Annotated in this window: 23 protein-coding genes; 16 read left to right on the top strand and 7 right to left on the bottom strand. The window is 72.1% G+C overall.

The genetic code is table 11. The features are described 5' to 3' along the window. Positions 1-56: 56 nt before the first annotated feature. Positions 57-2,333: a transglycosylase domain-containing protein gene (locus tag SM573_RS12545; RefSeq protein ID WP_474616133.1), complete on the bottom strand. Its 2,277-nt coding sequence runs from the start codon at positions 2,331-2,333 to the stop codon at positions 57-59. A gap of 130 nt (positions 2,334-2,463) precedes the next feature. On the opposite strand from SM573_RS12545, the gene SM573_RS12550 reads away from it, so the two are divergent. Continuing rightward, the gene (locus SM573_RS12550) at positions 2,464-2,973 is read left to right on the top strand and encodes a hypothetical protein (protein WP_474613435.1); all 510 of its coding nucleotides are present in this window, start codon (positions 2,464-2,466) and stop codon (positions 2,971-2,973) included. A gap of 139 nt (positions 2,974-3,112) precedes the next feature. Here the strand turns inward: SM573_RS12550 and SM573_RS12555 are convergent, their stop codons facing one another. Beyond that, a complete protein-coding gene (locus SM573_RS12555; protein WP_474613434.1) occupies positions 3,113-3,559 on the bottom strand; it encodes a DUF5318 domain-containing protein in 447 nt (148 codons plus the stop codon). 173 nt (positions 3,560-3,732) lie between these two features. On the opposite strand from SM573_RS12555, the gene SM573_RS12560 reads away from it, so the two are divergent. Continuing rightward, positions 3,733-4,371 carry a PadR family transcriptional regulator gene (locus SM573_RS12560; RefSeq protein ID WP_474613433.1) on the top strand — a complete coding sequence of 213 codons (639 nt, stop codon included), beginning with the start codon at positions 3,733-3,735 and terminating at the stop codon, positions 4,369-4,371. A gap of 23 nt (positions 4,372-4,394) precedes the next feature. Beyond that, complete coding sequence (locus SM573_RS12565) at positions 4,395-5,474, top strand: inositol-3-phosphate synthase (protein WP_474613432.1); 1,080 nt, start codon at positions 4,395-4,397, stop codon at positions 5,472-5,474. 69 nt (positions 5,475-5,543) lie between these two features. Here SM573_RS12565 and SM573_RS12570 read toward each other — a convergent pair whose 3' ends face one another. Next, complete coding sequence (locus tag SM573_RS12570; protein WP_474616134.1) at positions 5,544-6,026, bottom strand: methylated-DNA--[protein]-cysteine S-methyltransferase; 483 nt, start codon at positions 6,024-6,026, stop codon at positions 5,544-5,546. A gap of 59 nt (positions 6,027-6,085) precedes the next feature. Beyond that, complete coding sequence (locus tag SM573_RS12575) at positions 6,086-6,490, bottom strand: hypothetical protein (protein ID WP_474616135.1); 405 nt, start codon at positions 6,488-6,490, stop codon at positions 6,086-6,088. Positions 6,491-6,612: 122 nt separating this feature from the next. Here SM573_RS12575 and SM573_RS12580 point away from each other — a divergent pair, with 122 nt between their 5' ends. From SM573_RS12580 to SM573_RS12595, 4 genes are read left to right on the top strand one after another with little or no spacing between them, the layout of a single operon-like run. Continuing rightward, positions 6,613-7,125: a SigE family RNA polymerase sigma factor gene (locus SM573_RS12580; RefSeq protein WP_474613429.1), complete on the top strand. Its 513-nt coding sequence runs from the start codon at positions 6,613-6,615 to the stop codon at positions 7,123-7,125. After that, a complete protein-coding gene (locus SM573_RS12585) occupies positions 7,122-8,273 on the top strand; it encodes a TolB family protein (protein ID WP_474616136.1) in 1,152 nt (383 codons plus the stop codon). Before SM573_RS12580 ends, SM573_RS12585 begins: the two co-directional genes overlap by 4 nt. A 22-nt stretch (positions 8,274-8,295) precedes the next feature. Beyond that, entirely contained in the window at positions 8,296-8,817 is a 522-nt protein-coding gene (locus SM573_RS12590; RefSeq protein ID WP_474613568.1) for a hypothetical protein, read from the top strand. Between the two features lie 30 nt (positions 8,818-8,847). Continuing rightward, positions 8,848-10,356, top strand: a complete 1,509-nt coding sequence (locus SM573_RS12595; RefSeq protein WP_474613427.1) for a flotillin family protein — start codon at positions 8,848-8,850, stop codon at positions 10,354-10,356. Positions 10,357-10,411: 55 nt separating this feature from the next. Here SM573_RS12595 and SM573_RS12600 read toward each other — a convergent pair whose 3' ends face one another. Next, positions 10,412-11,872 (bottom strand): CCA tRNA nucleotidyltransferase, encoded by a 1,461-nt coding sequence (locus SM573_RS12600; protein WP_474613426.1) that lies wholly within the window; start codon positions 11,870-11,872, stop codon positions 10,412-10,414. A 126-nt stretch (positions 11,873-11,998) separates the two neighbouring features. On the opposite strand from SM573_RS12600, the gene murJ reads away from it, so the two are divergent. The 7 genes from murJ to SM573_RS12635 all read left to right on the top strand — a co-directional run bounded on the left by murJ (position 11,999) and on the right by SM573_RS12635 (position 20,444). Continuing rightward, positions 11,999-13,741: a murein biosynthesis integral membrane protein MurJ gene (murJ, locus tag SM573_RS12605; protein WP_474616137.1), complete on the top strand. Its 1,743-nt coding sequence runs from the start codon at positions 11,999-12,001 to the stop codon at positions 13,739-13,741. A gap of 431 nt (positions 13,742-14,172) precedes the next feature. Next, a complete protein-coding gene (locus SM573_RS12610) occupies positions 14,173-15,774 on the top strand; it encodes a protein kinase family protein (RefSeq protein ID WP_474613424.1) in 1,602 nt (533 codons plus the stop codon). Positions 15,775-15,817: 43 nt separating this feature from the next. Further along, a complete protein-coding gene (gene sigM / locus SM573_RS12615) occupies positions 15,818-16,570 on the top strand; it encodes an RNA polymerase sigma factor SigM (protein ID WP_474613423.1) in 753 nt (250 codons plus the stop codon). Continuing rightward, positions 16,567-17,646 (top strand): hypothetical protein, encoded by a 1,080-nt coding sequence (locus SM573_RS12620; RefSeq protein WP_474616138.1) that lies wholly within the window; start codon positions 16,567-16,569, stop codon positions 17,644-17,646. Before sigM ends, SM573_RS12620 begins: the two co-directional genes overlap by 4 nt. Before the next feature lie 182 nt (positions 17,647-17,828). Beyond that, the gene (gene trxB, locus SM573_RS12625; RefSeq protein ID WP_474613421.1) at positions 17,829-18,782 is read left to right on the top strand and encodes a thioredoxin-disulfide reductase; all 954 of its coding nucleotides are present in this window, start codon (positions 17,829-17,831) and stop codon (positions 18,780-18,782) included. A gap of 30 nt (positions 18,783-18,812) precedes the next feature. Next, complete coding sequence (gene trxA / locus SM573_RS12630; RefSeq protein ID WP_474613420.1) at positions 18,813-19,136, top strand: thioredoxin; 324 nt, start codon at positions 18,813-18,815, stop codon at positions 19,134-19,136. Positions 19,137-19,283: 147 nt separating this feature from the next. Continuing rightward, positions 19,284-20,444: an N-acetylmuramoyl-L-alanine amidase gene (locus tag SM573_RS12635; protein WP_474613419.1), complete on the top strand. Its 1,161-nt coding sequence runs from the start codon at positions 19,284-19,286 to the stop codon at positions 20,442-20,444. A 24-nt stretch (positions 20,445-20,468) separates the two neighbouring features. On the opposite strand, the gene SM573_RS12640 is transcribed toward SM573_RS12635, so the two are convergent. Then, positions 20,469-21,137: a GNAT family N-acetyltransferase gene (locus tag SM573_RS12640; protein WP_474613418.1), complete on the bottom strand. Its 669-nt coding sequence runs from the start codon at positions 21,135-21,137 to the stop codon at positions 20,469-20,471. 287 nt (positions 21,138-21,424) lie between these two features. On the opposite strand from SM573_RS12640, the gene SM573_RS12645 reads away from it, so the two are divergent. Then, positions 21,425-22,738, top strand: a complete 1,314-nt coding sequence (locus SM573_RS12645) for an aminotransferase-like domain-containing protein (protein ID WP_474616139.1) — start codon at positions 21,425-21,427, stop codon at positions 22,736-22,738. A gap of 7 nt (positions 22,739-22,745) precedes the next feature. Then, positions 22,746-23,726 (top strand): D-alanine--D-alanine ligase family protein, encoded by a 981-nt coding sequence (locus tag SM573_RS12650; protein WP_474613416.1) that lies wholly within the window; start codon positions 22,746-22,748, stop codon positions 23,724-23,726. 189 nt (positions 23,727-23,915) lie between these two features. Here the strand turns inward: SM573_RS12650 and SM573_RS12655 are convergent, their stop codons facing one another. Continuing rightward, complete coding sequence (locus tag SM573_RS12655) at positions 23,916-24,968, bottom strand: hypothetical protein (protein ID WP_474616140.1); 1,053 nt, start codon at positions 24,966-24,968, stop codon at positions 23,916-23,918. Between the last annotated feature and the right edge of the window lie 847 nt (positions 24,969-25,815).

Consider the following 25,815-nt stretch of genomic DNA (forward strand, 5'->3'; position numbering starts at 1 on the left):
AAACGCCGCCGGCGGCCGGACGGATGGTCCGGCCGCCGGCGGCGTCGAGGGTTGCGTCAGTCCCGGTAGTACGTGGGTGATGTGCTGGGTAGCAGCCCACCACCGCCGCCCCCGCCTCCGTTGGGGAAGCCGGGCAGATTCGGTTGGTTGGGGTTGCCCCCGCCGTTGTTGCCCCCGCCGTCGTTCCCACCGCCGTCGTTGTTGCCACCACCGTCGCGGGGGCAGAACGGGTTCATCGGGTTGGGGCAGCCCGGAATGGTCGGCTGCTGGTTCGGCGGCGGCGCCGGCTCGACGCCGTTACCGGCCTTGTCGTCGCCCATGCCGGTAACGCTCGGCAGGGTCTCCTTGTCCTTGCCCTTGAGCGCGGCGTTCATGAACTTCTCCCAGATCGGGCCGGGGAGAGTGGAACCGCCGATGTCCTTGCCGCCCTTGAGGCGGATCTCCGGCTTCTTCGGGTCGCGGCTGCCGACCCAGACTGCGGTGGCGAGCTGCGGGGTGTAGCCCACCATCCAGGCGTGCGCGTTGTCGTCCTTGTCGTACTCCCAGGTACCGGTCTTACCAGCGGCCTGGCGACCCCCGTCGAGCGAGAGGCTGTTGGCCCCCGGGATCTGCTTGAGTACGGCGGTCACCTCCTTGGCGACCTCAGCCGGGATCCGTTGCTGCGGCTTGATCTGCTCGCCGGCGCCCGCGACCTTGACCCACCTGCCGGTGTTCTGGTCCTGCTTCTCGATCTTGCGGATGAAGTGGGCCTTGATGTACTTGCCGTCATTGGCCAGCGTGGCCAGGCCGTTCGCGTGGTCCAGAACCGTGATCGGGTACTGGCCGTAACCGATGACGTGGTAGAAGGGCGACGGCGCGACGTCCTCACCCTTGACCTTGGTCAGGTCGATCGGCTTCGGCGGGTTGTCCGACGTGGTCCACATCGTGGTGATCCCGGCCGCCTTGGCCAGGTCGACGACCTTGTCCGGGCCGATCTCCTTCGTGACGTGGTAGAAGGGCACGTTGTACGACTGGATGGTCGCCTGCTCCAGGGTGCACCACTTGCCGCAGACACCGGAGCCGCGGCCCGCGTTCTGCACCTCGTTGGCGAAGCCCTCCGGCTTGAACGGCGTCGCGTCCCAGTGCGACTTCACCGAGATGCCGGCCTCGATGGCCGCGGCGAGCGTGTAGACCTTCATGGACGAGCCCGGCGGGTGGCCACCGGTGAGGTTGCCGTTCTGGTCGGTGTTCTTGCCGGCGTAGTCGAAGTCGGCGCCGCTGTCGCCGCCGTAGTAGGCCAGCACGCGGCCGGTCGCCGGCTCCACCGCCACGACGGCGGCCATCAGGTTCTTGGGCTGGTCGTACAGCTCCGAGCCCTTCTTGGACTGCATGGCCACCTCCTCGGCGGCCGCCTGGAGCTTGGGGTCGATGGTGGTCTGGATCTTGTAACCACCGTCGCGCAGCTCGTCGACGCAGCTCGGCTTGTCGGCCGCGCCGGAGTTCGAGCAGATGCCCATCTGCTCCATCTCCTCGCGGACGTAGTTGACCACGTTGCCCCGCGGCGTGTTCACGCCGAACCCGGCGCCGTCCGGCTTCGGCGGCAGGACCTTCGGGTACTCGGTCGGGTGCTGCGGCCGGTTCGGCGCGTCCAGCCAGCCCTTCTCGATCATGCCCTGGATGACGTAGTCCCAGCGGCTCTTCGCGTCGGTCGGGTTGACCGCCGGGTCGTAGCCCCGGTGCGTCTGGCTCGCGACCGGCTGCTTGATGAGCGCGGCGAGCACCGCGCCCTGCGCCACGGTGAGCTTGGCGGCGTCGACACCGAAGTAGGTCTGCGCCGCCGCCTGGATGCCGTACGCCCCGCGCCCGAAGTAGATGACGTTGAGGTAGTGCTCCATGATCTGGTCCTTGCTGAACTGGTCGTTCAGCTTGGAGGCGAAGATCGCTTCCTTGACCTTCCGGGCGTAGGTGTCGTCCTTCAGGTTCTCGTACGCGTTCCGGGCGTACTGCTGGGTGATCGTCGACGCGCCCTGCTTGTCGCCGCCCGTGAGGTTGTTCCAGGCGGCCCGGACGATGCCCTTGTAGTCGACGCCGGAGTGCTCGTAGAAGTTGCGGTCCTCGGCGGAGGCGACCGCGTCCCGGACGTGCTGCGGGATCTGGTCGATCTTGACCAGCTGCCGGTTCTGGTCGCCCAGCTTGGCCAGCGTGGTCTTGTTGTCGGCGGCGTAGACGGTCGTCGAGAGCGGCATGGGCACCTGCTGCGGCAGCACCACGCTGGTCGAGTAGTAGGTGAAGCCGACGACGCCGATGCCCGCGAGCATGATGAACACCGCGAAGCCGGCGATGATCATGTTCATCCGCTTGCGCTTCTTCGCCCGGGCCACGGCGTCCGGGTCGCCCGCGCCGCGGGCAGCGCGCCGCGGCCCGGTCGGGCCACCGGGCCCGCCAGGCCCACCGGCACCGGGGGACACGCTGGCGCGGGCCACCGTGGCACGCCCACCCACCGACGCCGAGCCGACGCTCGCCCGTCCGGCGGAGGCCGCGCCGACGGAGGCGGCGCCGACGGAGGCCCTGCCGGCCGGCCCGGCCGGCGAGACCGGCACCGAGGCGCGGCCGGTGCCACCGGGCGCCGGGGAGACCGGAACCGAGGCCCGACCGGGCCGGCCGGCGGAGGCCGACCCCACCGACGCGGAACCGACGGAGGCCGCTCCTGCGGCCCCGCCCCTCGAGGGGACCGTCGCCCGACCGCCCGAGCCGGCGGCACGCGGCGCCACCGACGCGCGTCCGGCGGACGCCGAGCCGTCCTGGGCGGACCAGCCACCACCGCGCGCGTCACCCGCGGGCCGGCGGTACGCGTCGTCCGCCCCCCGTCCGGAGTCGCCGCTCGGATTCGGGATCTGGGCCCGCCCACGCGAACTGGGATCGCCGTACGAGTTCATTCCTCACACCCTGCCGGTCGCGGTGGGGCACTGCCGCGCCACCACCGGGTTGCCGTGAGCTGATTCACGCCCGAACGTGGCATGTCGACGCCACGCGCGGACTGTCGTTTCCCGATCAATCGGGCCTATCAGACCAATCACCCGCCGTCCGTGCTGGCCGTCCTGCGCGACGCCGAAGCCGGAGGATCGGGTGGGACTCACCGTTGGGCCTCTCGCCTTCGCCGTACCGAGCCGGATTCCTCGCCACCCATCACGTCGGGCTCCGACCCGCCCTCGGCCAGGCCGTCCCGGCCGAGCAGGTACTGCTCGACGAGATGGTTCCAGTCACAGCCGAGGCACACCTCCACCACGAAGACCTGGAACTCACGTAGCGTCATCGCCAGCACGGGCAACTCCGCCAGTGTGCGCGCCTGACCGGCGGACTGCTTGAGTTCGTCGCCGTAAATGTAGTGGACGTGGATGAGGTTCTCGCTCCGGCAGATCGGGCAGCGCTCGTCGGTCGGCTCACCATGGAACCGAGCCGCGTTTTTCAGGTACGGCGAGGCGTCGCAGACGTCGTAGGTGCCCACCCGTCCAGCCAGGAGCTCGCGCAGCACCGCTCGCTTCCGGAGCGAGTAGTCGACGACCTGGCGCTGCGTACGCATGCGGAAGAGGGTACGCGCTCCGGCCGAGCGAGGCGACCAGGGTTACTTTCTGTAGTTGAAGAACCCCGGAACTGGGATTTGCCCTGATCGGGGCGAGCGACTAACGTGCGATGTATCGGTCCGATACATCGCGGCGGTTACCGCTCCGCGCAGAGGGTAAGAGAGGATGGCCCGTGCTCGAGCTCGCCATCCTCGGCCTGCTGCAGGAGTCTCCGATGCACGGCTACGAGCTGCGCAAGGAGCTGACTGCCAAGCTCGGCGCCATCCGAGCGGCGATCAGCTACGGCTCGCTCTACCCGACCCTGCGCCGGCTGCAGGCGGCGGGCTGGATCACCGAAGCTGCTGAGACACCCGCCACCGCCGAGGAGGTTCCCGCGCTGACCAGCCGACGAGGTCGGGTGGTCTACAAAATCACCGCGGAGGGCAAGGAACGCTTCGCCCAACTCATCGCACAGGCGGGGCCCGAGACGTACGACGACACGGGCTTCGGTGTGCACTTCGCGTTCTTCGCCCGGACCGACCAGGCGACCCGACTGCGCATTCTGGAGGGTCGCCGCCGCAAGATCGAGGAGCGTCGCGAAGGGCTACGCGACGTGCTGGCCCGGGCGGCCGAGCGCCTCGACGCTTACACCCTGGAACTGCAGCGCCACGGACTGGAAGCCTGTGAGCGCGAGGTCCGCTGGCTGGAGGAGCTCATCGCCAACGAGCGCTCCGGCCGAGCCCCGACGGTCCCGCACACCGGGACAGCCGGCGGCCGACGAGAAGAGATCAGCCCGCCCCCGCCTGGAGAGTCCAGGAAAGAGCGGCCGTGATGAAGAAGAAGGAGGCAGACGCTATGGGCTCCGTCCGCGTCGCCATCGTCGGTGTGGGTAACTGCGCCTCGTCCCTCGTGCAGGGCGTCGAGTACTACCGGAACGCCGACCCGAACGATCGCGTCCCGGGTCTCATGCACGTCACCTTCGGCGACTACCACGTCTCGGACGTGCAGTTCGTCGCGGCGTTCGACGTGGACGCCAAGAAGGTGGGCATGGACCTCGCCGAGGCGATCGTCGCCAGCGAGAACAACACCATCAAGCTGTGCGACGTGCCGCCGACCGGCGTCACCGTGCAGCGCGGCCCGACCTTCGACGGCCTGGGCCAGTACTACCGGGAGATCATCGAGGAGTCGGACGTCGCGCCGGTCGACGTCGCCCAGGCCCTGCGCGACGCGCAGGTCGACGTGGTCGTCTCCTACCTGCCGGTGGGCTCCGAGGAGGCCGACAAGTTCTACGCGCAGGCCGCGATCGACGCCGGCTGCGCGTTCGTGAACGCCCTGCCGGTGTTCATCGCCTCCGACCCGGTGTGGGCGAAGAAGTTCACCGACGCGGGCCTGCCGATCGTCGGCGACGACATCAAGAGCCAGGTCGGCGCCACCATCGTGCACCGCGCGCTGGCGAAGCTCTTCGAGGACCGCGGTGTCGAGCTGCTGCGCACGTACCAGCTCAACTTCGGCGGCAACATGGACTTCATGAACATGCTCGAGCGCAACCGCCTGGTCTCCAAGAAGATCTCGAAGACCCAGTCGGTGACCTCGCAGATCCCGCACGAGATGCAGAAGAGCGACGTGCACATCGGGCCGTCCGACCACGTGCCGTGGCTGGACGACCGCAAGTGGGCCTACATCCGCCTCGAGGGCCGCTCCTTCGGCGACACCCCGCTGAACGCCGAGCTCAAGCTCGAGGTGTGGGACTCCCCGAACTCGGCCGGCGTCATCATCGACGCGGTCCGGGCCGCGAAGATCGCGCTGGACCGGAAGATCGGCGGCCCGATCCTGTCGGCCTCGTCGTACTTCATGAAGTCCCCGCCGGTGCAGTACGCCGACCACGACGCGCACGCCGCGGTGGAGGCGTTCATCGCCGGTGAGGTCGAGCGCTGACGCGCTGACGACGGCAACGTCCGAGGGCCGGGTCCACACGGACCCGGCCCTCGGCACGTCTTCCACACATCAGGACCAGGCCCGTTGCAGGGCGACCCGCGCCTCCAACTCCAGCAGGCGCACCTTGCGGTCGAGCCCGCCACCGAAGCCGACCAGCTTGCCGCCGGCACCCACGATGCGGTGACACGGCACGATCACCGGGATCGGGTTGCGGTTGCAGGCCACCCCGACGGCCCGTGCGGCGCCCGGATCGCCCACGAGGCGGGCCACGTCGCCGTAGGTCAGCGTCTCCCCGTAGGGGATGCGGGTCATCTCCCGCCACACCGCCCGCTCGAACTCGGAGCCGCGCGGGACCGTCAGCGGCACGGTGAAGTCGGTGAGCTCGCCGGCGAAGTAGGCGTGCAGCTCGGCGACGACCTGGCCGGTCACCGCGTCGTCGGGCTCGTCGAGCGCGCCCGCGACCCGGCCGAAGTGCGCCCCGCACACGCTCGTGCCGTCGGTGGCCACGGAGAACTCCCCGATCGGCGAGCCGGTTATCGTCGTCCAGCGCATCACCCCATTGTCCGCGCCGGAGCGACACTTCCGCGCCGGGGAGAGCCCGCGGGCCGCGCTCAGAGCAGGTTGACGCCGAGCAGCAGGGCACCGGCGATCAGGCAGGCACCGCCGGCCACGGTCAACCAGATCAGCTTGTTGGGGCGGGTGTCGCTCGGGCGTACCACCGAGAGGAAGAAGCCCAGCGGCATCAGCACGGGCGCCGCCACCAGCAACGACCGGATCAGCGTGCGGGTGCCGTCGGAGGCGTCGGCCTGGTCGACGTACGGCAGCGCGGCGAGCGTGAAGAGCACCAGCACACCGGCGTGGGCGTGCCCCGCCGTCCACAGCCCACGGCGCACGGGGTTGTCGAGGTAGCCGGCCCTGCGGCCGGCGAGGTGCGTGAGCAGGGTCAGACCGCCGTAACCGACGGCGACCACGGTGATCAGCAGGATGCCGGCGGTGGTCAGGGTTGCCGAGGACATGGGACACCTCCGTCTTGTCACCGTCAAGATTGCCGCCCGGACGACATCTTGTCAATGACAAGATTGAGGATCGGAGCAAGACTCCGCCGCCGGCCGGCGTCTAGGTATCGGAGGTGCACGGGGTGGCGCACGGAACCGACGACGAATTCACCGCTTTCGTCAACGAACGGGGGGACGTCCTGCTGCGGATCGCGTACGCCCTCGCGGGCAACCAGCACGGCGCGGAGGACCTGCTGCAGAACGCGCTCGCCAAGGCGTACGCCCGCTGGCCGCGGATCCGCGGCGACGCCGAGCCGTACGTGCGCAAGATCCTGTACCACGACCAGGTCTCCGGATGGCGACGCCGCTCCCGCCGTCCGGAGGTGCCCGTCGCGGTGCTGCCCGAACCCGCGACGGACTCCGGCGGCGACGAGACGGACCTGCGGCTGCTGCTGCGCGACGCGCTGCTCGCCCTGCCACCCCGGCAGCGCGCCGTGCTGACGCTGCGCTACCTGGAGGACCTGAGCGTCGAGCAGACCGCCGCCGTGCTCGGCTGCCGGGCCGGCACCGTGGCGAGCCAGGCCTCCCGGGCCCTGGCCAAGCTGCGCCGGCTCGTACCCGCTCTCGACGGCGTCGTTCCGGAGGTGAATCGATGAGCAGCCAGGCGGAGCAGGCGATGCGAGAGGCCGTACGGCGCCTGGCGGACGAGGCACGCATCCCGCCGCGACTCGCCGCCGAGGCCCTGCGCCGGGGACGCCGGCTGCGCCGCCGGCGGCGGGCCGCCGCCTCGGTCGGCGCGATCGCCGCCGTCGCCGCGCTGGCCGTGCCGTACCTCTGGCTCCGGCCCGGTCCCCCCACCGAACCGAACCGCCTCTGGGATGCCGCCGCACCGTCGGCCGCCACGACCGCCACACCCGAGACGGTTCCCTCCGTTCCCCCCTCCCCCTCCGTGGGGGCGACACCGGGCCGAGGCTGGACCGACCGGGTCCTCACCCTCCCCGGCGGCTGGGTGCTGACCGGCGCCACCGGGACCGGCGGCCCCGTGGCCGCCGGCTACGCGCTCGACCGGGACCGCGGCCGCTACCTCCTGGTCAAGCGATACCACGAGGTCTGGACGCCGCCCGCCGGGCACGTGGCCGCCGTCGTCGACGACGAGAGACCGGGCGAGATCGGCCTGCTCGACCTGCGCACCGAGAAGGTCCGCTGGGTGCGGACCGGCCCCCACATCATGCAGCCGCAGTGGTCACCGGACGGTGGCCGGCTGGCGCTGACGATCGTGGACAAGGCGAGCGGCGCCTTCTCGCTCGGTGTGCTCACCAGCGGCGGCGACTACCGCACCTATCTGGTGGACACGTCCCGGTACTCCTGCACCGACATGTGCTTCTTCACCTGGACCCGGGACGGCCGCGACGTGGTGCTGCAACAGACCGACCCGGAGGCGCCCCGCTCCGAGTCGCGGCCGCACATCCGCCGTGGTGTCCAGCTCTTCTCCCCGGACGACGGCAGCCCCGGCGCGTTGATCCCGGTGCCCGGGGATCCGGCCGGCCCGTGGTCGTGGTCGCCGGACGGCCGGCTGGTCGTCATCAAGGGCCCCGACGGCCCGCTGATCGCCGAGGTCGCCACCGGCCGGATCGTCGGCCCCGCGAAGGGTGCGGACGACGTGTGGGTCGACGACGGACGGCTGCTGCACCGCAGCCGCGGCGCCAACGCCTTCCTGCTGCTCGACCGCGAGGGGCGGGAACTGGCCCGGCAACCCCTGCCGTCCGCGCTGGAGAACCTGACGCTGGCGGTCGCGCCGGCCTGACGCGTTGCGGGACGTCGATACCGTGCCGGTCGTGGCCACGGGGACGTTCATCTTTCTGATCATCGGCGGGGCGGGCGTCGCGGTGCTGGCGCTCGCCCTGCTCGGCACGGAACTGCTGCACCTCGGCGGCGCCGACGTCGACGGGCCGGTGTCGTTGGAGACGGTGGCCGGCTTCGCCGGCGCGTTCGGCTTCGGCGGCGCGATCGTCAACGAACTGGTCGGCGGGCGCACCCCCGGCGCGGTCGCCGGGGCGGCGGCCGGTGGGGCGCTCGCCGCCCTGCCCTTCGCCTGGCTCGCCTCCCGGCTCGGTCGGGCCGCCCGCACCATGCGTACCGACCCCACCCCGACCCGGGGCGACCTGGTCGGCGCGACGGGTCTCGTGGTCACCCCGGTGCCCGCGAACGGCTACGGCGAGGTCCGGATCCGCGTGGCCGGCCAGCCGGTCAAGCTCAACGCCCGCGCCGACCGACCCATCCCGGTCGGCGCGCAGATATTCGTCGTCGAGGCGCTCAGCGAGACCAGCGTGCACGTCGAGACGTACTGAATTCGACCCCTCATCAGACAGGACAGTCGTATGCCCCTGTTGATCGCCATCGGAGGCGCCGTCCTCCTCGTCCTCGTTCTCGTTCTCTTCGTGCTCTCCCGGATCAAGGTCGCCGGCCCCAACGAGGCGTTCATCGTGACCGGCCGCAAGGGCCGGACCACCCAGACCGCCGACGGCGGCCGGTCGACCGACATGTCCGGGCAGAAGGTGGTGCTCGGGGCCTCGGTCTTCGTCCTACCCGTCGTGCAGAAGCTCCAGTCCCTCGACCTGTCCAGCCGGCGGATCGACGTCGGCATCAAGGGCGCGGTGAGCAAGCAGGGCATCCGTACGGAGTTGCACGGGGTCGCCATCGTCAAGGTGGGCGGCACCGAGGACGCCATCCGGGCCGCCGCCCAGCGCTTCCTGCACCAGCAGGACGAGATCGAGGACTTCACCCGCGAGGTGCTCGCCGGCGCGCTGCGCTCGATCGTCGGCCGGCTCACGGTCGAGGAGGTCATCCGGGACCGGGCGGCGTTCGCCAGCGCGGTGGCCGAGGAGGCCGAGCACTCGATGACCAACCAGGGCCTCGTGCTCGACACCTTCCAGCTCCAGGACATCCTCGCCGAGGGCAGTTACCTCCAGGACCTCGGCCGGCCCGAGGCGGCCCGGGTGCTCAAGGACGCGGCCATCGCCGAGGCCCGGGCCCGGCAGCAGGCCGAGCAGGAGCGGCTGCTCGCCGAGGAGGCGATCGCCGAGGCGAACCGGAACCTCGCGCTCAAGCAGGCCGCCATCCAGGCCGAGATCGACGCGGCCAAGGCGAAGTCGGCGGCGGCCGGCCCGCTCGCGCAGGCCGAGCGCGACCAGGCGATCCTCTCCGAGCAGCAGAAGGTCGCCGAGCGCAACGCCGAGCTGAAGCAGCGCCAGCTGGACACCGAGGTCCGCAAGCCGGCCGACGCCGCCCGGTACAAGGTGGAGCAGGAGGCCGAGGCGGCCCGCAACGCCGCGGTGCTGAAGGCCGACGCCGAGCGGCAGGCGGTCATCGCCGCCGCCCAGGCCGCCGCCGAGCAGGCCCGGCTCACCGGTGAGGGCGAGCGGGCACGGCGCGCCGCGCTCGCCGAGGCGAACGCGATCGAGGGCGCCAAGGAGGGCGAGGCGGAGCAGCGACGCCGTTCGGCGATCGCCGAGGCCGTCGAGCGTGAGGGGCAGGCCGAGGCGGCGGCGATCCTGGCCAAGGGTGAGGCCGAGGCCGAGGCGATGGCCCGCAAGGCGGAGGCGTTCGCCGCGTACGGCGAGGCCGCCGTGCTCGACCTGCTGGTCAAGGTGCTCCCGGAGGTGGTGGAGGCGGCCAGTGCGCCGATCGGCGCCATCGACAAGATGACCGTGATCTCCACCGACGGCGCGTCCTCGCTCACCAAGTCGGTGGCGGGCAACGTGGCGCAGGGGCTCCAGCTCGGCAGCGACCTCACCGGCATCGACCTGGCCGGCCTGCTCGCCCGCTTGGGCAGCGCCGGCGCGAACGGCAAGACCCCCGTCGAGAGCACGGCGGTGGAGACCCGCTGACCGTACGACGAAGGGCGCCGTCCCCGGCCGGGGCGGCGCCCTTCGCGTGTCGTCCTCAGTCGATGACGCCCTCGTCGCGGGCCCACCGGAGCAGCTCCGCCTCCGCGGCCTCGCGGTCCAGCGGGCCGCGCTCCAGCCGCAGGTCCTTGAGGTACTTCCAGGCGCGACCCACGATCGGCCCCGGCGGCACGCCGAGCAGCTCCATGATGGCGTTTCCGTCCAGGTCGGGGCGGACCCGGGCCAGGTCCTCCTCGGCCGCGATGCGGGCGATCCGCTCCTCCAGCGCGTCGTAGTCCGCGGCCAGCTGAGCGGCCTTGCGCCGGTTGCGGGTGGTGCAGTCCGACCGGGTCAGCTTGTGCAGCCGGGGCAGCAGGTCGCCGGCGTCGGTGACGTACCGGCGTACCGCGGAGTCGGTCCACTCGCCCCGGCCGTATCCGTAGAAGCGCAGGTGCAGCGCGACCAGCGCGGTGACCTTGGCGGTGACCTCCTTCGGATAGCGCAGCGCCTTCATCCGGGCCTTGGTCATCCGCGCGCCGACCACCTCGTGGTGGTGGAAGCTGACCCGGCCGTCGGACCCGACCGCCTTGGTGGCCGGCTTGCCCACGTCGTGCATGAGCGCGGCCATGCGGAGGATGAAGTCGCAGCCCTCCTCCTCGAAACCGACGGCGTTGCTGACCACGGTCAGCGTGTGTTCGTAGACGTCCTTGTGCTGGGCGTGCTCGTCGATCTCCAGCTTCAGACCGGTCAGCTCCGGCAGGAAGCGCTCGGCCAGCCCGGTGTCGACCAGCAGCCGCAGGCCGGTGATCGGGTCCGCGCCGCAGAGCAGCTTCGTGAACTCGTCGCGGATCCGCTCGGCGGTGATCCGGTCCAGGTCGGCGGCCATCGCGGTCATGGCGGCACGGACGTCCGGGTGCACGGCGAAGCGCAGCTGCGCGGCGAACCGGGCCGCACGGAGCATCCGCAGCGGGTCGTCGCGGAACGACTCGTGGGGGGTCGCGGGGGTGCGGATCACCTTGGCCGCGAGGTCGTCGAGCCCACCGTGCGGGTCGGTGAACCGGTGCTCCGGCAGGCTCACGGCCATCGCGTTGATCGTGAAGTCGCGCCGCTTCAGGTCTTCGACGAGGCTGGTGCCGTACTCCACCACCGGGTTGCGGCTGACCTGGTCGTACGACTCGGCGCGGAAGGTGGTGATCTCCAGCCGCAGCCCGTCGCGCTGGGCGCCGATGGTGCCGAACTCCCGGCCAGTCTCCCAGACCGCCTCTGCCCAGCCCTTGACGATCCGCAGGGTCTCGTCCGGGTGGGCGTCGGTGCAGAAGTCGAGATCCTCGCCGAGCCGGCCGAGCAGTGCGTCCCGGACCGAACCGCCCACGAGGTGCAGCTCGTGACCGGCCCGGGCGAACCGGCGGCCCAACTCGTCGGCGACCGGCGAGACCCGGAGTAGTTCGGCGACGGCGTTGCGCTGCGCGGCGGTGAGTTCGCGGCGGTCGGCGGCGTACGGTGCGGAGGCTTCGGACATGGGATCGCCAGCCTATCGGGCCGGGTGCGGATCACCTGCGGCGGGCGCGGGTAACGGGTTCGCGTTGACTAAGGTCTGTGACGTGCGGGCGGGCGCCCGGGCGGAGGTATCCGGGGAGGCTGGAACATGAGCGGCGGGCTCTACCGCAGCGCGAACGCCATGCCGGAGGGTGCCCGGCCGCCGACGGACGGCGCGACCTTCATCTCCGCCGAGCCGCTGAACCAGCCGTCGATCGAGTCGACGGCACCGCCGCAGGAACAGGTCGCCGAGGCCAGCGCCGCCACGAACAGCGCCGTGATGGCCATCGGCAGCCTGGTGAGCCGGGGCACCGGTTTCCTCCGTACGCTCGTGCTGACCGCCGCGCTCGGCGGCGCGCTGGTCGGTGACGCGTACACCACGGCGCAGATCCTGCCCGGGATGGTCTACGAGTTCCTGCTCGGCGGCATCCTCACCAGCGTGCTGATCCCGGTGCTCGTGCGCCGGCGCAAGGCCGACGCCGACGGCGGTCAGGCGTACGCGCAGCGGCTGCTCACCCTCGCGGTGGTCACCCTGGCGGCGGCCGCGTTGATCGCGGTGGCCGCGGCGCCGCTGCTGACGCAGCTCTACACCAGCGACAACCGCGGCGACGCCTACCGGGAACTGGTCACCCACCTGTCGTTCCTGATGCTGCCGATGATCTTCTTCACCGGCCTCAGCGCGCTGATCAGCGCGGTGCTCAACACCCGCGGGCACTTCGCCGCCCCGATGTGGGCGCCGATCCTCAACAACATCGTGGTGATCGCCACCGCCGGTCTCTACATCGCGATCTTCGGTGCGGAGATCATCCGCCCCGAGCAGATGACCGCCGGTCGCATCGTCCTCATCAGCGGCGGCACCCTGCTCGGCGTCGCGATCCAGGCCGCCGGCCTGCTGCCGGCGCTGCGCAAGGTCGGGTTCCGGTGGAAGCTGCGGTTCGACTTCCGCGCGCTCGGCCTCCGCGAGCTGGGGCGGCTCGGCGCCTGGATGTTCTGCTACGTCGCCGTCAGCCAGGTCGGCCTCATCGTCCTGTTCAACCTGCTGAACCGGGCGGGTGACGACGACGCCGGCGCGCTCATCTACAACAACGTGTTCCTGCTGCTGATGATGGCGCACGGCATCATCGCCGTCTCGATCATCACGGCGCTGATGCCCCGGATGAGCGCGGCGGCCGCCGACGGCCGCTACGCCGACTTCGCCGCGGACCTGTCCCGGGGCACGCGCACGGTCTCCGCCGTGCTCGCCCCGATCGCGGTCTGCTACGCGGTGCTGGCCGGCCCGCTGTCGGTGGTGCTCTTCCGCTACGGGGCCTTCAGCGACGAGAACGCGGCCGACACCTCGCTGGTGCTGCTGCTCGCCGCGCTCGCCCTCGTGCCGTTCGCCATCAGCCAGCTCTTCACCTTCGCCTTCTACGCGCTGCCGGACACCCGCACCCCGGCGCTGATCAACATCCCGGTGGTGGCGCTGCGGATCGGCGTGCAGATCGTGCTCTTCGCCGCCTTCGCCGCGCACTTCGCCGCGGCCGGCATGATGGTCGGCAACGCGGTCTCCTACCTGGCCGCGGCCATCGGCTCCGCGTGGCTGCTGCGGCCACGGGTCGGCCGGATCGGCCTCGGCGACATCATGCGTACCCTCGGCCGGGTGCTGGTCGCCGCGCTGGGCGCCGCGCTGGTGGGCCTGTTGGTCATGGCCGTCCTGCCAGGCGACGACACGCCGAGCTGGGGCCAGGCCCTCCTCCAACTGGTGATCGGCGGTGCGGCGATCGGCGGGACCTACCTCGGTCTCGCCACCGTCCTGAAGATCGGCGAGATCACCGAGGTGGTCGGGTTGGTCCGTCGCCGGCTGGGCCGCTGACCCACCCCCTATCCACCCGTACGGTCCGTGACGGTGGATCACCAGGCTGGGGATGCGTCTGTGGATAACTCCGCGATTCGCCGGCCAACCACCGGATCGGCCTGTGGATAACCAGCCGTACGGCTGAGCGTGAGACACCGTACGGGGGGAAGGTTGCGGTGTGGAGGGGCCGCCACACCGGGCCCAGCCCCTCCTGCGGCCTCTTGCGGCCAACCCGTAGATTGGCTAGTACATGTGCCAGCAACGTGGCTGACAACGGTCGTGACCGGACGAAACGCTCCACCCGCGGCACCCCGGTGGGTAGGGCGGGAAGATGACATGTCGGGGAGGCGGGCAAGCCGGGTAAGGTCGCTCTCGACGGGTACGGCAGGCGCCGGCGCTCCGCGTCGTCACCGATCGACCGTTCCTTCGAAGGCAGAGCGGGAAGCCACATGCCCAGCAGCGCGGGTCCATCGATCGACACGATCACCGAGGGAGGACGGGTGACCCAGGTCGGCGAGGGTCAGGACGCGGACGAGAGCGCTCCGCCGGTCATGACCTTCGGTGCTCCCACGGCCGGTGAAGTCCTCGCCGAGCGTTACGAGCTGGTCGAGCACATCAACAACGACAGCGCCGGGCGGCTGGTCTGGCGCGGCGTCGACGTCGTGCTCCGTCGTCCCGTCGCGGTCGTGCTGCGCTACCCGGGCGGCGACTCCGCCACCGAGATGCTCCAGGCCGCCGTCGCGGCCAGCCGGGTCATCCACCCCAACCTCGTCGGCGTCTACGACGCGATCGACGAGGGCGAGCGGGCGTACGTGGTGCGCGAGTGGGTGGACGGGGAGTCCCTGCGCGAATTGGTCACCGAGGGCCCGCTGGATCCGGCCCGGGCGACCGCGATCGGCGCCTCCGTCGCCAGCGCCCTCGCCGCCGTGCACGCCACCGGCATGGTGCACGGCAACGTGCACCCCGGCACCGTGATGATCTCCGACGACGCCCGGGTGGTGCTGGCCGACGCCCGCACCGACGGCGACGACAGCCAGGAGAGCGACGTCCGGGCGGTCGGCGGGATCCTCTACTTCGCGCTGACCGGTCACTGGCCCCACGCCGAGGCCCCGCTGCGCGGCGCCACCGCGGGGCACGGCCGGGCAGCCATTCCCGACGCCGTCCGCGACGCCACCGGCGCTCTCGCCGCCCCGCGCCAGATCCGGGCCGGTGTGCCGGCCTACCTCGACGACCTCACCATGGACCTGCTCGACGGGGAGATCGCGCCGCCGTCGTCGGACGTGCTCGCCGCCGAGCTGGCCCGGCTCGACGTCCCGGCCGAGGACCAGTTCCTCGACAACACCGGCCCGCTGCGCTTCGCGGCCGAGACCGGCGAGGAGCCGTCGCCGCTGGCCGCCGCGGGCGGTCGCAAGGTCGCCATCGGCATCGCCGGGGTGCTGGCGTTCGCCCTGGTCGCGCTGCTGGTCGGCATCAGCGCGTTCGGCGACGACGACAAGGATCCGCGGACCAACCCGGTCGCCGCGCCAACCTCCAGCGCGCCCGCCGACGTGGCGAGCTCGCAGGCGGCCGCCGGTCCGCTGCGCGTCCAGGACGTCCGCATCATCGACCCGGACAGCACGAAGCGCGACGAGCTGGGCGGTGCTGACAAGATCATCGACGGTGACCGGGACAAGGGCTGGGGCACCGACACCTACACCACCGCCAAGTTCGGCAATTTCAAGTCGGGCATGGGTGTCTGGATCGACCTCGGCGCGCCGCACACGGTGAAGTCGGTGCAGGTCGAGCTCTCCGCCGTCGGCGCCACCGCGGCGCTCTACGCCGGCACGACCACCCACCAGTCGACCTCGAAGGGCGACAAGGATCTGGTCGAGGGTTACCAGAGGACGCCGATCGGGCAGCCGCTCGAGCAGCACGACGGCACCCGGATGACCTTCGACGGTTTCAACGCCGACCAGAAGTACCGCTACCTGCTCTTCTGGATCAGCGAGCTGCCCTCGAACGGCCGCGGCTACCAGATCGACGTCCAGGAAATCTCGGTCCAGGGGTCGTGAGCGGGCCGCCGCGATCCGGGCACCGCCTCCGCCGGACGTGGTGATGGGCGAGCACGGGAACCGCCCGCCCGGCGGGCCGGCCGACCCGCTCAGCGACCTCGCGCTGCTGCGCGCTCACGTCGCCGGTGACCGGGACGCCTTCGCCGAGCTCTTCCAGCGGCACCGCGACCGGCTCTGGGCGGTGGCCGTGCGGACGACGGGCGACCGCGAGGAGGCGGCCGACGCGCTCCAGGACGCGCTGCTCTCCGCGCATCGGGCGGCGGCCCGGTTCCGCGGCGACTCGGCGGTCACCACCTGGCTGCACCGGATCGTGGTGAACGCCTGCCTGGACCGGCTCCGCCGACGGCAGGCGCACCCGACGGTGCCGCTGCCCGACGGCGTACGCACCGACGGCGGGTCGGCCACCGGGGGTGTGGAGCCGGCCGCCCCGGTACGCGACCACGACACCGCACTCGTCGTACGCGAGGCCCTCGCGGCGCTGCCCGAGGAGCAGCGCGCCGCGCTCGTCCTCGTGGACGTACAGGGCTACCCGGTCGCCGAGGTGGCCCGGATCCTCGGCGTGGCCGAGGGAACGGTGAAGAGCCGCTGCGCCCGTGGGCGTGCCCGCCTCGCGGTGCTCCTGGGTCATCTCCGCCCGGCCGTGGGCGCCGCGGCGGCGCCCACGGGAGGCGCGCCGGCCCCCCGGTCGGACTCCGCCGACGTGCCGCCGGTCACGTCGGGGAACCCACGCCCGGCGGAGGGCGTCGGATCAGGGTCGGGGCGATCCCGGCGCGACGCCAAGCAGGAGGACTCGTGACGGTCGGGGGGTTCAGGGAGGTCGACCACGACCTGCTCGCCGACTACCTCGGCGGGGCGCTGGACGGTACGCCGGAGCAGGCGGTGGTCGCCCGGCTGGTCGCCGAGGACGATGCCTGGGCCGAGGCGTACGCGCGGCTGGCCCCCGCGCTGGCGGCCGTCCGGGACGATCTGGCCCGGTGGGCGGAGCCGGTGGGCGAGATGCCGCCGGCCGTCGCGGACCGGATCTCGGCGGCCCTGGCCGCGCTGTCCCCGCTCGCGGGCGACTCGAACGACCGGCTCGACGACGCCGTGCTCCAGGGCACCACCGGCGCCGGGTCCGGTGCCGATGGGGCCACCGACGGCACGCTCGACGACGGCCCCGTCGGTGCGGGCGTCCGCGACGCCTCCGGAGCGGGCCGGGCCGGGGGTCCGCAGGTGCCCGCCCAGGGTGGGCAACGCCGGCCGGGTGCCGGCGCCCCCCGATCGGCGCCGGGCTCGGCCACCGGGCCGGGGCGGCGACGCCCGTGGACCCGCCGGGCCCTTCCGGTCGGGCTCGCGGCGGTCTTCACGGCGGTCGCCGGGCTCGGTCTGGCCCAGTTGGCGGCCTACGAGGGGCGTGACGCCGGCACCAGCGACACGGCGGCCGAGGCACCGGTGAACGCGCCCGAGGCCGCGGCCGCGCCGGTGCGGACCACCGGCCCGTCGATGCGCAGCGGTCAGGACTACACGCCGGAGACGATCCGTGCCGCGCGCGCGACCGCCACGTTCGACGGACGTTCGACCCCGAACCCGGTGATGGGCGACCAGGCGGACACCCCCAAGAGCGGGCGGCTGCCGGCACCCGACGGCCGGGACCGGCTCGCCCGGCTTACCGATCCCTCGGCGCTCGACGCCTGCCTGCGGGAGATCTCCGCCGAGCACGGGGGCGGCGGGCTCGTCGTGGATCTGGTCGACTACGCCGCCTTCCAGGGTGAGCAGGCGCTGATCGTGCGGTTCACCGACTCGACGGGCGCCCGCTGGGCCTGGGCGAGTGGCCCGGAGTGCGGTGTGCCGGGCTCCGGCGCGGACACCCGCTACCGCACGCGGGTAGGGTGAATCAGCGGTCACCCGGGCGTTCGGGCGCCCGCGTGACGTGACCCACCGAACGGCCGGCTCGGGAATTCCCGGTTCGTACGATGACGTTTCGGAAGTAGCTGCCGGCACCCTCCAGGCGTCGGCACCCGGATCGGCATCGGTGCGCGCGCCGATGCCGGACACTCACAACTCGGGAGACGGCAGTGGACGAGGTCCGCAACCTGATCATCATCGGCTCCGGGCCGGCCGGCTACACCGCGGCGGTCTACGCCGCGCGGGCCAACCTGAAGCCCCTCGTCATCGAGGGTGTCCAGTCCGGCGGTGCCCTGATGACGACGACCGAGGTGGAGAACTTCCCCGGTTTCGCCGACGGCATCCTCGGCCCCGAGCTGATGGACAACATGCGTAAGCAGGCCGAGCGGTTCGGCGCCGAGTTCCTGACCGACGACGTGACCCGGGTCGAGCTGGTCGACACGGGCGACGCGGGCTCCCACGCGACGAACACCGTCTGGGTCGGTGACACCGCCTACCGGGCCCGCGCCGTCATCCTCGCCACCGGCTCCGCCTGGCGGCCGCTGGGCGTGCCGGGCGAGCAGGAGTACCTCGGCCACGGCGTCTCGTCCTGTGCGACCTGTGACGGCTTCTTCTTCCGCAACCAGCACATCGTGGTCGTCGGCGGTGGCGACTCGGCGATGGAGGAGGCCAGCTTCCTCACCCGCTTCGCCGACTCGGTCACCATCCTCCACCGGCGTGACTCGTTCCGGGCCAGCAAGATCATGGCCGACCGGGCGCTGAGCAACGACAAGATCAAGGTCGAGTGGAACACGGTGGTCGAGGAGATTCTCGGCGCCGACGGCAAGGTGTCCGGCGTCCGCGTACGCAACGTGCACACCGGCGAGAGCAAGGTGCTCGACGTCACCGGCGTCTTCGTGGCGATCGGCCACGACCCGCGCAGTGAGCTCTTCCGCGGCCAGGTCGAGCTCGACGCCGAGGGGTACGTGAAGGTGCAGGCGCCCAGCACCCGGACCAGCGTGCCGGGTGTGTTCGCGGCCGGCGACCTGGTAGACCACACCTACCGGCAGGCGATCACCGCCGCCGGTACGGGCTGCGCCGCCGCCCTCGACGCCGAGCGCTTCATCGCCACGCTGCAGGGCTGAACAACCGAAACAACCCGGAGGAGGGCCATAGTGGGAACAACCAAGGCGGTCACCGACGCGAGCTTCGCCACCGACGTGCTGAAGTCCGACAAGCCGGTGCTGGTCGACTTCTGGGCGGAGTGGTGCGGGCCGTGCCGCAAGGTGTCGCCTCTGCTGGAGGAGATCGCCGGCGAGATGGGTGACCGGGTCACGATCGTCAAGCTCAACATCGACGAGAACCCGGAGACCGCCCGGAACTACCGGGTGATGTCCGTGCCGACCCTGACCGTCTTCAAGAACGGCGAGCCGGTGCAGTCCATCGCCGGCGCGAAGCCCAAGGGTGAGCTGGTGAAGCTCATCGAGTCCGCGCTCTGACCAGCGCTGACACCGCGACCCCGCAGCCCGGCCCACCGGGTGCGGGGTCGCGTTTTTTCGCCGGCCGAGCCACTTGGCCGCTCCGGAACGCATAACCTCAAGCACGGGCCGCCCGGCCAGCCAGCATCCGTGCAGAGGGGGTCGTGCGTGCGTCCGATCCGTCCTGGTGACCGCGGACCCGCGGTCACGGAGATCCGTACGGTCCTGGCCGGTCTCGACCTGCTGGCCAAGTCGGATGATCCGCGCGCCGACGAGTTCGACGCCGCGACCGAGCGGGCGGTACGCGCGTTCCAGCAGTCGCGGGGGCTGAGTGTGGACGGCCGCGTCGGCGCGGAGACCTGGCGGGCGCTGGAGGCGGCCCGTTGGCGGCTCGGCGCCCGGACGCTCTACCACGCGGTGCCCGAACCACTCACCGGTGAGGACGTCCGCTCGTTGCAGGAGCGTCTGCTGGAGATGGGCTACGACGCGGGCCGCGCGGACGCCATCTACGGCATCCGTACGTCACGGGCGGTGGCCCAGTTCCAGCGCGAGGTCGGGCTGACCCCGGACGGCGCGTGCGGGCCGCACACCATGAACGCGCTGCGGCGGCTGGGCCGGAAGGTCGTCGGCGGCCGCCCGCAGTGGTTGCGCGAGTCCGACGCGATCCGGCAGTCCGGCCCGACGCTCGTCGGTCGGACCGTGGTCGTCGACCCCGGCCACGGCGGCACCGACCCCGGGGTGGTGGTGCCGGACGGCCCGCTGCGCTGGACCGAGGCGGACCTGGTGCACGACCTGGCGAGCCGGCTGGAGGGCCGGCTCGCCGCGTCCGGGGTGCGGGTCCAGCTCACCCGGGGGCCGGCGCCCGGCGACTGCCTGCCGGACACGGACCGGGCGCAGTTGGCGAACGCTCTGGGCGCCGACGTGTTCATCTCGCTGCACACCGACGGCCACCGCAACCCCGACGCCGAGGGGGTGGCCACCTACCACTACGGCACCGACAACGGGGTCACCTCGGCGACCGGTGAGCGCCTGGCGGGGCTGGTGCAGCGGGAGATCGTGGCGCGCACCGGGCTGCGGGACTGCGGCACCCACGCCAAGGCGTGGGACCTGCTCCGGCTGACCCGGATGCCGGCGGTGCGGGTGGAGGTCGGCTACCTGACCTCACCCTCCGACCGGGGCCGCCTCGTCGACCCCCGCTTCCGGGACCGGGTGGTCGAGGCCATCGTGGCCGCCGTGCAGCGGATGTACTTCCCCATCGAGCGGGACGTGCCGACCGGCTCGATCGACGTCAGCGAGCTGCGTGCGGTGGTCGCCGCGGGGACGGACTGAGGCTGCCGGCCGACGCCGGTGCGGTCAGTTGGTGGTGGAGCGGGTCGCCGGTGCGGGACGGACCGGCCGGAGCAGGGTCTCGGGGCTCATCGAGCCGAGCAACTTCTCCAGCGCGTACTCGACGTCGGACTTCCAGCTCAGCGCCGTGCGCAACTCCAGCCTGAGACGCGGGAAGCGAGGATGCGGACGTACGGTCTTGAACCCGACGGAGAGGAAGAAATCGGCCGGGGCGACACAGGCCCGCGAGGTCTCTTCCTCCGCGTCGCCGAACTTCGCGTCGCCGAACGCCTCGATCGCCTTGATCCCCCGCTTGGTGAGATCCCGCGCGACACCCTGCACGAGCATCCGCCCCAACCCGCCACCGGCGAACGCCGGCACCACGTTCGCGGTCATCAGCAGCGCCGCGTCCGCCGACACCGGTGAGGTGGGGAAGGCCATCGAGCGGGGGACGTAGGCGGGCGGGGCGTACATCACGAAGCCGGCCGGCATGCCGTCGACGTAGGCGAGCTTGCCGCAGGACCCCCACTCCAGCAGCGTCTGGGAGACCCAGGCCTCCTTCTCCAGCCCCGGGTCACCCGCCGCGCAGGCGCGGTCGGCGGAGACGGGGTCGAGCTCCCAGTAGACGCACTGCCGGCAGGAACGGGGCAGGTCCTCCAGGGTGTCCAGGGTCAGGCTGACCAGACGTCGCGACATTGGCGCATCCCCACACTAGGCTCGGCGGTGAGACCGGCACCGGACGACAGCGCCGCCTTCCTGCCCCCGACGAGCGATCGTACGCCGCTGTCCGGTTGTACGGGAGTGGACGCGCGTAGGGTCACCATGGCGGGTGACGGTCCGCGATATGGACGCACCTCATGTCCGTCGCTTGAGCTGCGCAAAAGGGTCTAGGATCGAAAATCGACGTCCCGTGCCGCCATGGTCGCCGGTGTCCGGGGTACGCGCGGGGCAGGAGCCCGTCCTCCAGCGATCGAGGTGATGTCATGACCGGCACGACGCTCGACGACTACACCGACCGGTACGCCCGGCGGGTCCGCGGCATGACGGCCTCGGAGATCCGGGCCCTCTTCGCGGTGGCGAGTCGCCCGGAGGTCGTGTCGCTGGCCGGCGGAGCCCCCTACATCGCCGCGCTGCCGCTGGACGCGGTCGGTGAGATGCTCGGGCGGCTCGGCGCCGAGGAGGGTGTCACGACCCTCCAGTACGGCATCGGGCAGGGCACTCCGGAGCTGCGCGAGCGGATCTGCGAGGTGATGGCGCTCTCCGGGATCGACGCCGCCTGCGGCGCGTCCCCGGACGACGTGGTGGTCACCGTCGGCGGGCAGCAGGCGCTCGACCTGGTGGCCCGACTCTTCCTCGACCCGGGCGACGTGGTGCTCGCCGAGGGGCCGACCTACGTCGGCGCACTCGGGGTGTTCCAGGCCGCCCAGGCCCAGGTGGTGCACGTGCCGATGGACGAGGACGGGCTGCTTCCGGAGGCGTTGGAGTCGACCATCGCCGACCTGGCCCGCGCGGGTCGTCGGGTCAAGTTCCTCTACACCATCCCCACCTACCAGAACCCGACCGGCGTGACGCTGACCGAGGAGCGGCGCGAACGGATCCTCGACATCTGCGAACGCGCGGGCCTGCTGGTGGTGGAGGACGACCCGTACGGTCAACTGGGCTTCGAGGGTGAGGCGCCGGCGCCGCTGCGCGCCCGTCGCCGGGACGGGGTCTTCTACCTCGGCACCTTCTCCAAGACCTTCGCCCCCGGGCTGCGGGTGGGCTGGATCCTGGCCCCGCACGCCGTCCGCGACAAGCTGGTCATCGCCAGCGAAGCCCAGATCCTCTGCCCCAGCGGATACGCCCAGGCGGCCGTCGCGACGTACCTCGGCACGATGCCCTGGCGGGAGCAGCTCAAGGTCTACCGGGAGGTCTACCGCGAGCGCCGGGATGCGCTGCTCGACGCGCTCGCCGACCTGATGCCGGAGGGCACCAGCTGGACCAGGCCCGGTGGCGGGCTGTTCGTGTGGGCCACCCTGCCGGACGGGCTCGACTCGAAGGCGATGATGCCGCGCGCGGTCGCGGCGCGGGTCGCCTACGTGCCGGGCACCGGCTTCTACGCCGACGGCTCCGGCGGCGGCAACATGCGGCTGAACTTCAGCTTCCCGCCGCCCGAGCGGATCCGTGAGGGCGTACGCCGTCTGGCCGGGGTGATGGAGCAGGAGATCGCGACGCGGCGGGTCTTCGGTGCGGTGCGGGGCGAAGGCCCGCGCCGGGGCCGGGCCGGTTCGGATGTGCCGGGTCCCGACTTGGCATGATTCCGGCATGGCTACGACCGACGCCGCGCTGACCGAGCCCGCCGACCTGCATGTCCTGGTGCTCGCCGGAGGGCTCTCCTACGAGCGGGACGTCTCGCTACGCTCCGGCCGCCGGGTGCTCGACGCGCTGCGGGCCGTCGGCATGGACGCCGAACTTCGCGACGCCGACGTGGCGCTGCTGCCGGCGATCGCCACCGATCCACCGGACGCCGTCGTCATCGCCCTGCACGGCGCGACCGGCGAGGACGGCTCGCTGCGGGGTGTGCTCGACCTCTGCGACGTGCCGTACGTGGGGTGCGACGCGCGGGCGTCGCGGCTGGCTTGGGACAAGCCGTCGGCGAAGACCGTACTTCGCGAGGCGGGAATCCCCACCCCCGACTGGGTGGCCCTGCCGCACGACCGGTTCTCCGAGTTGGGGGCCGTCGCCGTGCTCGACCGGATCGTCGACCGGCTCGGCCTGCCGTTGATGGTGAAGCCCGCGCAGGGCGGCTCCGGCCTGGGCGCCGCCGTGGTCCGGGACGCGGCGGCGCTTCCCGCCGCGATGGTGGGCTGCTTCGCGTACGGCTCGACGGCGCTCGTCGAGCGGTACGTGCCGGGCATGGACGTGGCGGTCTCGGTCGTCGACCTCGGCGACGGCCCGGAGGCGCTGCCCGCGGTGGAGATCGTGCCGCGCAACGGGGTGTACGACTACGCCGCCCGCTACACCGCCGGTCGCACCACCTGGCACTCGCCGGCCCGCCTCGACCCGGCCGTGGCGGAGCACGTGGCCGACGTCGCTTTGGCCGCGCACCACGCCCTGGGTCTGCGGGACCTGTCCCGGGTCGATCTCATCGTGGACGGCGCCGGGCAGCCGCACGTCCTGGAGGTCAACGTCTCGCCGGGGATGACCGAGACGTCGCTGCTGCCACTCGCCGTGGCGGCCGCCGGCCTGGACTTCGGGCAGGTCCTCAGCGCGCTCGTCACCCGCGCAGCCGCCCGGCGGCCCTGAACCGGCGCCCCTCGGACCGGGGCGCCGTCCCTGAGCGGCGCCCCTCCGACCGGCGCGTGCGTGGACCGGCGCGTCGTGGACCCTGGGCCTGTTTGAATCAGCGTCCGAGCCGCACCGACCGCCCGCCGCGCCGCACGGCGATGTCAACCACCGTGCCGGTCGCGGCGTGGGCGCCGGGGCGGCTCGCATCTAGCCCCCGGCCGTCCGGCTCTCGGTGTGGGCGTCGGCGTCAGGACGCCTCGGTGCCGGCACCTTCGGCCTCGGTTCGACGTCGTCCGTCGACGAGGCCGGCGCCGTCGCCCTTTCGGCGGTGGAGGTGTCCGCCGCCGTCGAGTCGTCCGCTCCCGTCGAGGCCGCCGGGGAGGCTCCTGTCGTCGGCGGCCCTGCCGTCGTTGACGCGGTCGTGGCCACGCTCGCCTCCGAGGCCCCCACCGACGCGGTCTCCCGCCCGACGCTGGGTGCCTGCCGGACGGAGGACTCCGCCCTACCGGTGGCCGGGCCACCCGTCGCGGGAGGCGTCTCCGCTCCCGGGGCCGTTTGCCGCTCGCCCGGGTCGTCAACGGACGGGTTCTCCTCGGCAGCTTCGATCACCGAGGCCGGCTCGTCGTCCGGCCTGTCCGTGTCATCCCGCGCGGGGATCGAGGCCGCGAAGCTCGACGGTGCTTGCCACTCGATGCGGGGCGGCTCCGCGAGGGGGCGGCCGCCGAACTCGGCGAGCCAGGCGGCGACGAGTGCGAGGTTCTCTCGCCACTTCTCCTCGGGGATCGGCGGCAGGATCGAGTCCCAGAGCGACAGGAACGTGCCACGCAGCTGGAGCCGGCCGTACGGGCGGGCGAGGAACCAGAGGTGAAGATGCGCCGACCCGTCACCCCAGCGATTCACGTGCACCCGGGCGACGTCGTCCAGCGAACGGATCGCCCGCTCCAGTCGTACCGTCATGACTCCCAACTCGGCGGCGAGCAGGTTCGGCAGGTCGCCGAGGTCGAGGTGGGATCGAGACTCCAGGATCAGGACCATCGGCAGGCCCGTGGGCCGATCCATCGCGCGTACCCGCCACCGCTCGCCGACCCAGATATAGGCCTCGTCGGGGGCACTGCACGTCGTGCATTCCCGGTTGCCCTCGCCCTTGCGCGGCGGCTCGACCGGAACCGGATCATCGAGTTGCTTGACGCGGATGTCTCCCTCGAAGGGGAACGAGGGCCACTGGGTGAAATCCGGAACTGCGGGAGGGGTGTCGTGCACGAGGCTGACCCTAGCCGAGTCCGGGACCGCTGTCCCTACCCCGAAACAGCGGTTGTCACCGGCCCTCCCGGTATGGCGTGAACCCCTCGCGGGACCGGATATCCACAGGCTTCCGCGACCGGTGGAACACGCCCTTCTCCACAGGCCCGCAAGGGTTTCCACGCGCTGTTTCACGTGAAACGGCGGGTGCCTGTGGATAACCGGTGTGGATAAGTTCGGCGGCCGGGCCGGGGTGTGGGCAGAGGCCCGTCTCCGTCGTTTCACGTGAAACACGGACGCCGAGCGGGTCACGACCCGCGACTTGAAGGCAGGCACGAAAGCGCCCTTCGAGGTCGTCCCAGTGGGCCGCGGTCCGGCCGCACGCCAAGTCGGCCCGGCCGAAGGACCCCGCCGACAGATCAGGAGGCGAGGGCTTTCAGGAGCGGGATGGAGGCCGGTGATCGGCGGCGTGCGGCCGGGGCGCGGGGGTCTGGGCGAAGGCCAAGCTCATGGAGTACGGGCAGGGAGCCCGCGCCCGTCGGCAGAGTCGAGCGGGACGGGTCGCCATGGGGTGTCCAAGGGCGGAGGGGCTGACGGCTCGGCCGGTCCATGCCGAGAGGACCAAGAATCGCTCGCGGGCGGGCGTCGACAGGCTCCGTTGAGAGGGTGTGGACGGACGGGCCGGCGAGCCAGCGCGTGGCGGTCGGGGGTCGGGCGGTGCGAGCCGAGTCGACCGGGGCGCCCGAGCGAGAGCCTCACCAGAGACCGAGGTACCTGATCGAGAGACCCGCCGGCGGGGCGGCAGCCCACCAGCGGCGCGACAGGCCACCAGCGGCGCGACAGGCCGCAGGCGGGCAGCAGGCCGCCA

This window comes from Micromonospora xinjiangensis (genome assembly GCF_056150165.1).